11 protein-coding genes are annotated in these 13,265 nt (G+C 33.8%); 6 read left to right on the top strand and 5 right to left on the bottom strand.

Annotated elements, in window-relative coordinates; all coding sequences use genetic code 11:
• Nucleotides 1-49: 49 nt before the first annotated feature.
• The 3 genes from AAGE00_RS03950 to AAGE00_RS03960 all read left to right on the top strand — a co-directional run bounded on the left by AAGE00_RS03950 (nucleotide 50) and on the right by AAGE00_RS03960 (nucleotide 2,730).
• Nucleotides 50-1,807: a hypothetical protein gene (locus AAGE00_RS03950; RefSeq protein WP_341815151.1), complete on the top strand. Its 1,758-nt coding sequence runs from the start codon at nucleotides 50-52 to the stop codon at nucleotides 1,805-1,807.
• Nucleotides 1,808-1,906: 99 nt separating this feature from the next.
• The gene (gene infA / locus AAGE00_RS03955) at nucleotides 1,907-2,143 is read left to right on the top strand and encodes a translation initiation factor IF-1 (protein ID WP_341815152.1); all 237 of its coding nucleotides are present in this window, start codon (nucleotides 1,907-1,909) and stop codon (nucleotides 2,141-2,143) included.
• Nucleotides 2,140-2,730 (top strand): Maf family nucleotide pyrophosphatase, encoded by a 591-nt coding sequence (locus AAGE00_RS03960; RefSeq protein ID WP_007302819.1) that lies wholly within the window; start codon nucleotides 2,140-2,142, stop codon nucleotides 2,728-2,730. The genes infA and AAGE00_RS03960 overlap by 4 nt, the downstream gene beginning before the upstream one ends.
• Here the strand turns inward: AAGE00_RS03960 and AAGE00_RS03965 are convergent.
• Together AAGE00_RS03965 and AAGE00_RS03970 are read right to left on the bottom strand one after the other, a co-directional pair.
• Nucleotides 2,717-4,930 (bottom strand): hypothetical protein, encoded by a 2,214-nt coding sequence (locus AAGE00_RS03965; RefSeq protein WP_019236339.1) that lies wholly within the window; start codon nucleotides 4,928-4,930, stop codon nucleotides 2,717-2,719. The genes AAGE00_RS03960 and AAGE00_RS03965 overlap by 14 nt on opposite strands.
• A 380-nt stretch (nucleotides 4,931-5,310) precedes the next feature.
• Nucleotides 5,311-6,648 (bottom strand): alanine/glycine:cation symporter family protein, encoded by a 1,338-nt coding sequence (locus AAGE00_RS03970; protein WP_213863695.1) that lies wholly within the window; start codon nucleotides 6,646-6,648, stop codon nucleotides 5,311-5,313.
• A 624-nt stretch (nucleotides 6,649-7,272) separates the two neighbouring features.
• Here AAGE00_RS03970 and AAGE00_RS03975 point away from each other — a divergent pair.
• Nucleotides 7,273-8,178 carry a hypothetical protein gene (locus tag AAGE00_RS03975; protein ID WP_341815153.1) on the top strand — a complete coding sequence of 302 codons (906 nt, stop codon included), beginning with the start codon at nucleotides 7,273-7,275 and terminating at the stop codon, nucleotides 8,176-8,178.
• A gap of 143 nt (nucleotides 8,179-8,321) precedes the next feature.
• Here the strand turns inward: AAGE00_RS03975 and AAGE00_RS03980 are convergent, their stop codons facing one another.
• Nucleotides 8,322-8,825: a protein-disulfide reductase DsbD domain-containing protein gene (locus tag AAGE00_RS03980; RefSeq protein ID WP_096097238.1), complete on the bottom strand. Its 504-nt coding sequence runs from the start codon at nucleotides 8,823-8,825 to the stop codon at nucleotides 8,322-8,324.
• 231 nt (nucleotides 8,826-9,056) lie between these two features.
• Between AAGE00_RS03980 and AAGE00_RS03985 the strand changes: the two genes are divergently transcribed.
• Complete coding sequence (locus tag AAGE00_RS03985) at nucleotides 9,057-10,016, top strand: IS5 family transposase (protein WP_341815149.1); 960 nt, start codon at nucleotides 9,057-9,059, stop codon at nucleotides 10,014-10,016.
• A 224-nt stretch (nucleotides 10,017-10,240) separates the two neighbouring features.
• On the opposite strand, the gene groL is transcribed toward AAGE00_RS03985, so the two are convergent.
• Nucleotides 10,241-11,899 carry a chaperonin GroEL gene (groL, locus tag AAGE00_RS03990; protein WP_007302814.1) on the bottom strand — a complete coding sequence of 553 codons (1,659 nt, stop codon included), beginning with the start codon at nucleotides 11,897-11,899 and terminating at the stop codon, nucleotides 10,241-10,243.
• Between the two features lie 89 nt (nucleotides 11,900-11,988).
• Complete coding sequence (locus AAGE00_RS03995; protein ID WP_007302813.1) at nucleotides 11,989-12,279, bottom strand: co-chaperone GroES; 291 nt, start codon at nucleotides 12,277-12,279, stop codon at nucleotides 11,989-11,991.
• 112 nt (nucleotides 12,280-12,391) lie between these two features.
• Between AAGE00_RS03995 and AAGE00_RS04000 the strand changes: the two genes are divergently transcribed.
• The gene (locus AAGE00_RS04000; RefSeq protein ID WP_006012580.1) at nucleotides 12,392-13,189 is read left to right on the top strand and encodes a YgfZ/GcvT domain-containing protein; all 798 of its coding nucleotides are present in this window, start codon (nucleotides 12,392-12,394) and stop codon (nucleotides 13,187-13,189) included.
• The last annotated feature ends 76 nt before the right edge of the window (nucleotides 13,190-13,265 follow it).

Here is a 13,265-nt window from a genome sequence, read left to right on the forward strand (position 1 = left end):
CTATTTTATAACAAATTCCATCAGTAACTGCCTGTTCTTTCCTTGAGTGGTGCAACAAAGCCATTGTGAGTTAGAAAATTTGAGAGATAAGATAAGCTTATTAGCGCTTTTGAGAGAAAAGATGGACTTTACTGATATACAAAAAGCTTATGGTAATTGGCGTTTTAGTAATCTAATAGGTGATAATGATTTTAAGCGAATGTATGTGGATGAAGCAGTAAAAGAAAGAGAAAAGCCTGTTAATGAGGACTTTGAGAAAAATATAGGTAAATACATAGAGTTAGTAAAGGAAGGAAAAGAAGTTGCAAGTAGGTATTTTGGAAAATGGAAAGAGGACTTTCAAGTTTACTGTGAAGAAATTGACAATAATAATAAAGTTTTGAATATTAACCTTACTCATTACGACAATAGTGAGCCAACAAAGATTAGTGACGTTTTACAGCAAGAGAAAGATATTAAAGAACTGAATATCTATTGCAATAAAAAACATGAAATACACGCTCATAAAAAAGATAAGAAAAGATATTATGAATTTAAAGAAGGTGCATATTATGAAATGACAAGCACTTGGGCTGCAAAAGATGGATCAGGAATGTGTACCATGATTATGAATGTGAGTAGTGATGGCATAACTGAAGTACTAAAATTTGATGGTGAAGATTTTGTGTCATCGAAGGAGATTCTAGAATTAATAAAGCAAAACGATGAATTATATATTCAAGGTCTCTCCTTATATGATGCTGTAATGGAATCACTAGAAGAGGATAGGGCTACTCCTATTAATTTTTACAATGAATCTATGGTGGCTTATCAAGGTAAGGAACCAGAGGGGAAGTTAGATCATAAAGTTGATGCTGATAATAGCCTTCCTTCTTCTCCTTCTATTAATAGCAATGCATTGGAAGTCAATTTACAGCACACTGAAACTCAACCAGAAGTTGCTTCACAACAAATAACTGATTTACAAAACAGTTTTGGAAAAGAAGAGCGAAAAAAGACAGAATTGCAAACTGAACTGGCACAAAAAAATGAAAAGTTAGCAAGTGTGTTAGCAGAGTTACAAGAGAAAGCACAAGAACTTAAAAATGTATGTGAAGCAAAAGGAAAGCTAGAGGGTAAGCTAAAAGATGTTAATACAGAAAAGAAGGAGTTAGAAGACAAATTAAAAGAAGCAGCACACATAATGAAGGAAAAGGAGCAGTATATAAGCAATTTAAAACTTCAAGTGCAAGAGTTGAAAGATGAGCATAAAGCACAACTGGAATCTTATGAACAAGGGATACACAAACTAGCATGGGAAGTTGAAGAGTTAAGAAGCAAACTAGAGTGTGAGAATGAATGGGATGATAAAGTTGTAGAAATAGCTGATGGACTGGGAGAAAAAATTCATGCTGATGAACAAAGAAGCCTAAATAATCAATTTTATACTCCAACAAGAAATATTTTTAATGAGACTAATAATGAGTCTTGTGTTCCACTGGAAGAAAAGATGACGTTACTCGGATCTTCAAGCTCTGATGGCGGATATGGTAGTGATAATGGTTTATCTTCTAACATGAGTTCTATTGAACAAAGAAGCTTCAATCATCAATTTTATACTCTAGCAGGAAACGTTTTTAGTGAGCCTGATAGTGCCTCACAAAAGAAGACAGAGTTATCCAGATCTTCAAGTTTTGATAGTGGACTTGATAGCGATGAGGAAAGTTGTGATAATGATTTATCTTCTAACATAAGTTCTATAAGTTCTGTTGAGAAGGTGGCAGAGAGTAGAAAAGTAGGTAACTTGCTTTCCTCTCGTATTATATAGAGATAAGTTGCAAGAGGAATACTCACAAAAATCTCTTGTATTGATAATAATTTAAAATCTATAGTAGACTGAAAAAGATTATTAAATTATAATACGACAATGATAAAAGAAGACAAATCAAAAACAATTTTTGAAGTGGAAGGGGCAGTAACTGCTTTACTACCTGCAGCAGAATTTAGAGTGAAGCTGGACAATGAACATGATATTATCTGTCATGTATCAGGAAGAGTGAGAAGAAGTAAAATACGTATTATTATAGGCGATAGAGTGTTAGTTGAGATGAGTATTTATGATAGGAATGCAAGAAAGGGTAGGATAATAAAAAGGCTAAAGTGATAGAACAATCTCTAGATAATCTTATTCTTGCTTCATCATCAGAAAGGCGAGTAGCCTTACTCAAACAAATAAATATTAAGCCAGGTTTGGTTTTGCCAGCAGATATAGATGAATCGCCTTTGAAGAAAGAACTGCCAAAAGATTACTCAATCCGTATGGCAAAAAGTAAAGCCGAGAAAATACAAAGTGCAAATCCAAATTACTTTGTGCTTGGTGTGGATACAGTTGTTGCTTGTGGTAGAAGGATATTGCTCAAAGCTGAAAACGTTGAACAAGCAGAAAAATGCGTTCGCTTGTTATCAGGAAGAAGGCATAGAGTATACACCAGTGTGTGTTTATTAATTCCTGATCAATCTAAACAGCATATTAGGACTGTAGTTACAATAGTGAAATTTAAGCGTCTCAGCGAACAAGAAATTAAATATTATTTAGCATCAGAAGAGTGGAAAAACAGGGCAGGGGGATGCAACATACAAGGCCTTGCGGGAATGTTTGTATTATTTTTACGTGGTTCTTACTCTTCTGTAATAGGGTTACCATTACATGAAACCAATTGCTTGCTAAGTAATTACTTTAACCTATACTAATACCACTGTCCTTTTTTTGTTTTTCTTCAGCAATAAGTTTAGCCCAGATTCTATTTCTATTTGCTAATGCAATTCTATTGCGATCAGGACTATCATTGCATTCTGTTAAAGTATCTTTTCTTTCCTCTTCTACTATTCCAGCTTTCAGTTGTGCTGCATCTTTTTCTAGCAATTTATATAGTTCGCTATTTTTGTCTATAGTCAGATTAGTATTATCATTTTCTTGTTCTGCTACTTTTCTTTCTAATAACTTACGTACAGGGTCATATTTTTTACCTTCTTTTACTTCTTTCAACATACTTTCTGAGAATAAATCTTTAGTAGCCTGGTCTCTCAATCCTTTATTCAATTTTTCCAATGTATCTTTTGGTTCAATGGTTTCTAATTTCCTCTCTAATTGTTCAGGATTTACCTGAAAATTATCGTGGCTAGTGTAAGTTGGAGATGAGTAACCTGAGTCGTTTATTTCTTCCTCCGCTGCATTGTCTTTTAGCAATCCAGCTGCTAATAAATGTTCTTTTGTTTGTTCACTCATTTTCTTTTGATTTACTGGTTTTAGCGGGAATTTCTGAGTTTCTTTATCCAACCTACTGGTAAATTCCGTAAGTAGGGTATAATCTCTTTGTTCAACATTCATTAGGCTCGCTTTTAACTGTCCAGAATTTACTCGAGATTGTTCATGATTAGAGTGAGTTGGAGATGAATAGCCCGAATCGTTTGTTTTTATATCTGTTGAGCTGTATTCTAGCGATTCATTTTCTTGTTCGGTTTCTTTTTGTTCATCGTTTCCTCTTTCTTCGTTTTCCTTAGTGCTAAGATAATCTTTTTCTTGTTTATAATCTGATTGAGGTTTTGAAAGCGTTATATACTCATCTTCGTTATCGCTCCAACCATCTTCGAAGTCAGAAAATTCTTCACCATACTTACTTTCACTACGTAATAACTCATTTTTTGCTTTCCATGCAAGAATCGAAGCTACATCATTTAGTGATTGCTTATTTCCAGTATTGCTTGATTCTTTAGCGTTTTCATACTTAAATGCACCTTTAACTTTTTTGAATGCAACGTCTTGTGCTGCTGCAGTGCTTTCATTAGTTGTAGGATCAAAAATTGCACCTTTTTGCCGATTATTAGATATTTGCTCACTTTCATCTGATCTTCGGCTTCCAGATGCAGTATATCCAAACGTAGTAAATGTAGACTGCCTATCGTTTTGATTTTGGCTTACAGATTTGGTGAAAGCAGTACTGTTTGAATGATCAGAATATGGAGAATTGTAGTTATTTCCACTATTAATCCGTATTGGCTGATACTCACCTTTTTGCTGATTATTAGGTAATGAACTAGTTCTAGTTGGCAGTGACGGTGGAATCTTTTTAGCAGATGCGTTATTAGAATGTGTAGTGCTAGTCGTTGCATGCTTAAACTTAACTTCTTGATCTTGAGTAGCTTGAACGCCAACACCTTTACTAATATCATTTTCTATGAAAGTTTCAGATGATTGTTGATTCTCTTGTTCTTGTCCTTTCTCCTTGAATTGTATTTGATATAGGAATAAGCCACCTATTTTTACATCTGTGTTTGCTTTTAATTGTTCCTCAGTAACACCATTACGTTCAGTGAGATCTACACCATCTTTATCAATCTTGATTTTGATAGTACATTTTTTGCCATTTTTGTCATGCCAATTCAAAGTCATTTCATATGAACCATCGGTTACAACATAATGCCTTATTCTTTTCTCTCCTTCTTCGGCAACAAAACCGTGCATTCCGCTCTTTCCATCACTATGCAGCGTTGAAAATCCCGAAATTCCTTTCTTCTGACAAAAGTCACTATTTAAAAACTCGCTGATTTTAAACTCTTTTTTGTCATCTCCCAGTGTAATACTTGCGTGATCGCCATATATTGAAACTCCTGCGATATCATCAACATACTCTTTTAACCTTGCTTTAACTTCACTTTCAAGCTTTTGTTCGGCTTTCTTTATCTTGTTCTGCTCTGGAAGAATAACTTCATAAGCTTTATTTTTGTCTTCATCTGTCTCCAAATTCCAGATGGGGTGCTTTATTAGAAACTTTACTGCATTAAAACCAACTCTGGAATTATAAATTGGGTCGTCTTCCTTTTTTATTTCATCGAATAAAGTAAAAAATCCTCGAATGAATTCATGATATTGTTGTGTGCTTTGAGTATTCATATTTTCCCTCACTAATAACCCTCTGCCTTTTAGCCTTAGCTAGTACAATTATTACGGGAATTGATTTAGTTTTTATTAAAGAAGTTGTATTGCTAACGTGATGACATGAGCTATTTTATGTTCACATCAAGCAATTTAAGTTGTCATTCCAGTCTGGAATCTAGATTTTTCTAGACTTGATCCTATAGTCAAATTCATAACTACAAACGTTGTAATATAAGAGTAATTTTCACCAAAAAGTATGTCATTTGAGTAGCTGACACTGGGATCCAGTGGCACTCAGTTAGTGAGCATAAAAGTATTATGTTAAAACATAAAATTTTTGATGAAGTTCATGAAAGGCTGGATTCCAGACTGGGATGACAACTTAAAATATTGCTTTAGCTCTGTTTTTGCAACTTCAGGTATTTGCTACTCATAGTAAATACTTCTGGATCTTGAGAAGTGAGCTTGAGTATAGCAAGTATGTTTATGAGTAGCAAAGCAGCAATTGAAATATCAGCGATATCCCAGAGTAACTTAACTCCACCGATTGCACCAAATGGAATGATTAAGGTAAAAACTACAGTCCAGATTTTAGTGTATTTATTATCCATAGATACATAGCGTATTGTTTGTTTTGAACAAAAAAACCAAGTAAAGATAGTAGTAAAGGCAAAACAAAACATTATAGCCATAATTAAATAGTCAGTATAGGGCCAATTCATAGCTTTTCTAAAAGCAAAAATGCACATGTTAGTGCTCTCTAAATCAGTAATCCAAGAATCTGTGACAAGCAGTACCATTGCTGTAATGAACACTATGAGTGCAACTATAAAAGGAGATATTATTGTGATTAGACTCTGTTCAATGATAAATTTATTGTTATTTTTTTTAGGAGTAATCGAGGAGTGTACAATTCCTTCGAGGCCAAGTCCTATATCTGTTGCAAAAATACCTCGCAGAGTTCCTACTTGAATAATAGTCAACATTTCTAAAATTAAACCTAAAGATAAGCCAGAGTTAAAGCTACTAGTTGTGAAAAAATTGCTTGTTATTAGTTTTAGAGAAGGAAGAATATTTTCACTAAACTTCAATAATATGATACCGCAAAGTGTCAGGTAACTTACCGTCATTATCGGTATCATAGCCGATATAAAAATTTTAATTTTTTTTAAGCTGAGAGCTGCAACAACAAAAAATATTATGGCCATTACAATGCCGCCAATGACTACAGGTATATCTACCATGCTGAGTGGTATTGATAGAGAATTTACCTGAACAAGGTTACCAACTGTTATTGAAACCATCATCATAATAACTAGAAACACAACTGTAGCTTTTCTAGAATTAAATGCATCAGTCATGTAGGCTACAGGTCCACCTATAAACCGTCCATTTTTTTCTTTTCTGGTTTTTATACTTAGGTAACAAGTAACATATTTTATCACAGAAGTAACAACAATAATTATTGCCATCCATAAAATGGATCCTGGTCCTCCGGTTTTTAGAGCAACAGCAGTGCCTGAAACGTTTCCTACTCCTAAATTTCCTCCTAAGATTGTAAACAGGGCGGCTATAGAAGAAAATTTATTTTCTCCTCTTTTAGCTCCAATAAGTGAAACGGCATACGGTAGTCTAAACACCTGTAACCATTTTAGTTTAACCGATAGGTAAACACCAGCAACTAGTATGAGTAGTATTGTTGGCAGTAAGAAAACAAACTTTACTGTATCCATCTGTAAAAGAGAGATTTTTACTTGAGTATATAGCAAAAGTTGAAAAATACCTAACCTATTTTCTATGTATGACTTCGGTTTCATTATTCTAGCACCTCTTAATCTTGTCATACCAATCACAACTGATTGTAATATGGTACAATGTTCATACAATGTCATTCCAGTGCTTAACACTGGAATATTGTGTTTTTACATAAGGTTAGCTGCTTTTATACTTATCAACTTAGTGTCTAATCTGGATGCCAGAGGGCTTTGTTGCATAGCAGGAGAAAAACTAGCGATTACTGACAAAATTCATTATAAAATAGCCATTTAACCGCTTAAGGATAAATATATCATAAAAAATGAGAGTCAGTAACCAAGGTAAATATAACAAATTTTTCCAAGAAATAGGAATATTTTCATTTAGGCAAGGTGTTGATAAGAAGTTTAAGCTACAAGAGCATTAAATATAGTGATGAAGCACGAGAATATCTAAATCACACATATTGAGAAGCAACCTTCAACAAGTGTAGATGGAGCACAAGCACAATCTTTAGCAGGTGAAAAGAAACAACTATAGTTTTCGTTATTGTTTAGTGTTGACCTAGAAGGTCAACACTGATATATACCTCTATATAGCTAATGTGTGGAGGTAATATGGTGGTAGATAATCCAAAAGCAGTTAATAATCAGGATTATTTTGATAAAAGTAATCGTTTTTATTTGCGCCTAAAAGATAATTTTTTTCAAAATGTGAATCCAGGTAGTAAAGTGACTATCGATTCTGAAGAGAAGAACGAAGAAGTTAGTATTGATGATGATGAAAAGTGGTTTAAACACTTTTCTACTGTACTTTCCAATGAAGAAGGACAGGAAAAGTATAGATATGAGGTTAATGGCAGGTATGAATATAAACATGCCAATAAGTACGATAGCAAAAATGTCGTAGGTGCAATTGCTCAGAAAATTGCAAAAGATGTAAAGGAAAGTATAAAAGATAATACTTTAGAATATATAGGAATTAAAGAAAGTAGAAAGAAAGGTAAGATTAAGCCTGCACTCAGAATTATGCTTGGCGATCCTACAAAATCAATAAATGTGGTTGATGTTTTAAATAGTGATCTATGCAGAAAATATGGTGTAGATGGAATTACATTATTGCTGCCTAGTAAAAGCAAATGTGAAACAAGGGGAATACGCTGCAGAGTTGATGAGAATGGAACAAGAATTTATGAAGTAGCTAACGGCTCATATTATATGACTTTAAATTGGTATGCTGAAGGAGAAGAGTGTGAAATGAAAATTATCATTAGTGATAATGGTGCTGTAGAGTTTATTGAAAGCAATGGTGTCACTTGGGAGCAATTAGCTGCAAATAAAGAAGTAAAAGTAGGAAGACAATATGAAGCGAAGCCTTTATATGAAGCATTGTCATATTTAAAGCGAGAAGGCTCTGAAGTAATAAAAGGATTTTATCCTTCAACAAGTGTGGAAAGCATACAAATCACTACAGGAGTTAATAAGCAAGCAGCTCTTTCAAAGTTATAATTTTCGTTATTGATTGAAATGAAGCCTTTTGGGGACCAAAAGGCTTCATGATCGAAATTTTTGGAAAGATCTTTATTGGAAAATTCAGGACAGGAATAACATTTTTAAGCTATCGTATAACTATCACTTGCTCGCTGGGAGCTCTATTTTTCATACCACTCATTTATGAGTTTATTGATATCGGAATCCATAAAATCCTTTAGTGGTTGACTGGTTTTTATCTCGGCATTTTTAGGGATACACCTATCTTTACATATTGCGTACTTTATATGAAAGTTAATATCAACGTATTCCTGATTTGGAATGATATTAGTTTTAAAGGGAAATAACACCATATCTTCATATATGTTACTAACAAATGTAACTTCCCCAACTTTATCTTCATGTTCCTTGGGAGTAGACCAATGAATATCTATATTTGATATGTTACCCTGACAGTCAAAGGAAGTAGGAAGGCCGAAATCTCCAGGGTCTTTGTAATATATATGCCAACCTGGTTTTATTGTAACCTTTATTGCGCCTTCAATGGTAAGGTTTGCTTTATTTATCTTACCAATGAGCAGATCAAATTTTGCAACTTCTTCTTCAGCGCACAATTGAGTGCAAGAAAAAAGTAAAAGTAGGATTGAGTATATACGTATTTTCATAAATACTCTATTTATGAAGAAAATAATTTAAGTTCTATCTATTATAATAAAAATATTATATAAATCATTTATTAATATAGTATTATACTAATAGTAATATACTAGCAATTATAACTGGCTTTGTTGCATAGCTAGTGTTGGTTGAGGTTATTGTAAGAAGAAAAGCTTTTTAATATATGGCTACTAACGAATTTTGTTGTAAAATAGGCATTTTTCAAACAAGTACAACTTATGCCACAAAAAATGAGAGTAAGTAACCAAAGAGAATATAACGAGTTTCTCAAAAAAAGAGGAAATGTTTTTCATTTTGTTAATCAAGCCATAGAAAATTGGTATGAAAATAGTCCAAAAGTTGCAGGTGGCAATAACACTTATAGTGATAAAGTTGTAATTTTAATACACATAATAGTTCATCTTTTTAGAATTGGCTTGAGACAAGCTGTAGGTTTTGTAAAAGGTTATATGGTACAAATAGGCAAAAAACTTAAGATTATCAGCTATACACAAGCTTCCAGAAGATTTAAAAAGCTTAATTTGAAGATTGATGACCATAGAAGCAATAAAGATGATCTGGAAAATGTTGAAATTGCCGTAGATAGCACTAGAGTTAGTATCTACAATAATAACGGTGGGCATAGTAAGCTTAATATTCGAAAAAGAAAATACAGTGGTTATGGTCAAGTAAGAAAATTACATGTTGTTTTAAACATAAATGATAAGAAAGCAATAAGCATGAACTACACTAGTGGTGTTGCTGTAGACTATTTGCCGGTCTGCGATATGTTAGAAGAAGTCAGTGATAAATATAACATTTGTTCTATTCGAGCAGATGCGGCTTATGATATAAAAAGTGTGTATAAAGAATGCAGAAAATACAATATTGTGCCTATTATTCGCCCTAGGAAGGATACTAAAATTTGTTTAGCTGACTACTTATCAGAAAGAAACAAGTATATTAGTAGAATTAGGTCATATGAGAATTATGAAGATGGTATTAATGAATGGAAGAAAAAAGTTAAGTATGGAGCACGGTCTTATATTGAAGTCTTTTTCTATAGGTTGAAGCAAATATTTGGGTTTGGCTTGAAAAATAAATCAGAGGTAAATCGTGAAAAAGAGCTGTTAATTAAGTGCTACTTATTGAACAAATTTACTGATATAGGTATGGCTGAATTTAAATTAGCTGCGTAAATTCACTGTGATTTACATGCCTATCAGTGCTATGCAACAAAGCCATTATAACTTTCATATATTATTTTTTTATTTTTAAGCAGTTATAATATTAAAGAGACGTAACAAATATAAATAGTAGTGGCTTTGCATAGAAAATCACAAATTTATTTCCTTTATAAATGTAAGACTTTTTAGAACTAGAAAGATACCTTGGAGCAAGTTGCTCCAAGGCTCTTGTTTACTTAGAATCCACCCATTCCGCCCATTGCTCCTGCACCCATAGGTGATGAAGCATTTTCTTCTTTGTTTGGTAGATCAACTATCATAGATTCAGTAGTAATAAGTGCGCTTGCTACAGACACTGCCGTTTCAAAAGCAATACGAACTACTTTTGCCGGATCAATTACACCAGCTGTTGATGCATTAGCGTAGTTCATAGCCTCAACGTTGTATATAAGCTCTTTATCATTCTGCTTAATCAAATAGTCAATTATAACAGCAGATTCAAGACCAGCATTTTTAACCAATCTTTTGATTGGAGCACTGAGAACTTTTTTGACAATGTTGATACCTATTTGCTCTTCATCGCTTGAAGCTTTTAGCTTATCAAGAGCAGATGCAGCGTAAAGAAGTGCAACTCCTCCACCTGGAACTATCCCTTCTTCAATTGCAGCTCTTGTTGCATGAAGTGCATCTTCTACTCTATCTCTACGTTCTTTTACCTCTACTTCAGTTGCTCCACCAACTTTGAGTACAGCAACGCCGCCTGATAATTTTGCTAAACGCTCTCTTAGCTTTTCTTTGTCATAATCAGAGGTTGAAGTTTCAATCTGAGATTTAATCTGGTTAATTCTAGCATTTACTCTGTTTTGTTTGTCACAGTCGCTGTCTTCACTAACAATTGTGGTATTGTCTTTAGTGATTTTAACATTTTTAGCAGTACCAAGATCTTCAAGAGTCAAATCTTCCATCTTGATTCCAAGCTCATCTTTTATGACATACTTAGCACCTGTTAAAGCTGCTATATCTTCGAGCATCTCCTTTCTCCTATCACCAAAACCTGGAGCTTTTACTGCAGCAACTTTTAGACCACGTAATTTGTTGATCACTAAAGTGCTTAATGCTTCACCTTCAACATCTTCTGCAATGATAAACAAAGGTTTACCAGACTTAAAAATAGCCTCAAGAATAGGAAGTAAAGGTTGAATAATATTAAGTTTTTTTTCTGTAATCAGCAAATATGGATCATCAAGCTCCACGCTCATCTTTTCATTATTTGTAACAAAGTATGGAGAGAGATAACCACGGTCAAACTGCATACCAGTTGTAAGTTCAACTTCTAATTCTTTTGAACCCTTACTCTCTTCAACAGTGATGACGCCTTCTTTTCCAACCTTTTTAACAGCATCAGCAATGCTATTACCAATATCTTTATCACCATTTGCAGAAATTATTGCAACTTGTGCAACTTCATCCATTTTCTCTAAAGAAATTGTGCGAGACATTGATGTAATTTCCTTTAATATCACATCTTTTGCCTTCTGTATTCCATTTTTGATACAAATACGATCATTTCCAGCTGCAATTGACTTTGAAGCTTCCATTATCATATTGCTAGTCAGTATTGAGCATGTTGTGGTACCATCACCAACTTTGTCATTACACTGAGAAGCACTTTGAGCAATGGTGCTTACTATCGCAGAGTGTAATGGTTTTTCAGGCTTTATACCTTTCATTACCTTATAGCCATCCTTTGTGACCTCTGGTCCACCATATGGCTTGCTAATTCCTATTGTATTTCCCCTAGGCCCTGCAGTTGCTCCCACCGTTGAGTCAACCATTGCTGCAACTTCACGAAAGGCTTCTTGCAACTGTTCGCCTGATACTACTATGTTAGCCATTTTTATCACTCCTTAAATTAATAAAAAATTTAGAATATTAAAATACATAATGCACTATATAGCGCATTAGTTTAGTAAAATAGGGATACCTACTTGATAACAGCAAGTAGGTCTGACTCCTTCATCACGACATACTTTTCATTGTCATGCTCTACTTCTGTGCCAGCCCACTGCCTGTAGAAAACCTTATCACCAGTTTTTACAGTTAAAGCTATACGCTCTCCGCTTGAGTTGCGTGAACCACTACCAATTGCTATAACTTCACCTTTAGTAGGCTTCTTTTCAGCACTTGATGGTAGTACAATTCCACCTTGTTTTTCTTCAGTAATAGGCTTTATTAGCACGTTATCATCTAATACATTCAAATTTACACTTGACATTTATGTTTCCTCATTAATAGATTAACCTACAATTCTATGTAGTCATCTAAAGGTTACATTTCAAGGGTTGGAGTTAGTAAAAGTGTATAATTAAGATTTGAACAGAAGTTTTATGGGTTACATACCGCTAGCAAACCGTAGTCTAATATCTTTATACGGACCAGATACGAGAGATTTTCTTCAGGGTGTTATAACAAATGATATTAATAAACTAAGTAGCCAGCAGGCAATTTACTCTTTATTACTCAACCCTCAGGGAAAATATCTGTACGATTTTTTCCTCATTGAGCATGATAAATATATTTATTTGGAGTGTGAAAATGCCCATCTACAGCAAATAATTGAAAAATTAGACTTGCTCAAAACTTACCTTAGAGTGAGGATTAAAGACATTAGTTCACTATATAAGGTTGGAGTTTTGTTTGATGCTAAGTTGGCGAAGTGTAGTAGTAAGTCACAAGTTATTTTTCAAGATCCAAGGCACAAGCTGCTAGGAATGAGGATCATACATGAAGATGAAATAAAAGAACCGGTTGGAGATTTTATTCAGTATGAAAAAGTTAGAATTAAAAACCTTGTCCCAGATGGAGCAAAAGATATGGTGCAAAATTCATCATTTCCGCTGCAATATTTAATCGATAAGATAAATGGTATAAGCTTTAATAAAGGGTGCTATATAGGTCAGGAAGTTGTAAATCGAATGAGCAGACAAGAAAAATTCAGAAGGAAACTTTACCTTGTTGAGGGAAAAAATGCACTTCCAAATATTGGCACTAAAGTAATCAGTGAACATAATGAAGAAGTAGGAGAACTACGCTCTAGTGTCGACAATATTGGACTTGCATTGCTTAATACTGGAAAAAGCCACGCAAATTTATATGTCGGTGGAGTTAGCATTAAGACGTTATAAAATATCTATTCGAGTAAAAGCCCCTTTTTCTTGTTTAAGTGTTTGTGATATTTAGTTAAATTATTGACTTTATTAT

This window comes from Wolbachia endosymbiont (group B) of Aricia artaxerxes (assembly GCF_964026975.1).
Taxonomy (GTDB): domain Bacteria; phylum Pseudomonadota; class Alphaproteobacteria; order Rickettsiales; family Anaplasmataceae; genus Wolbachia.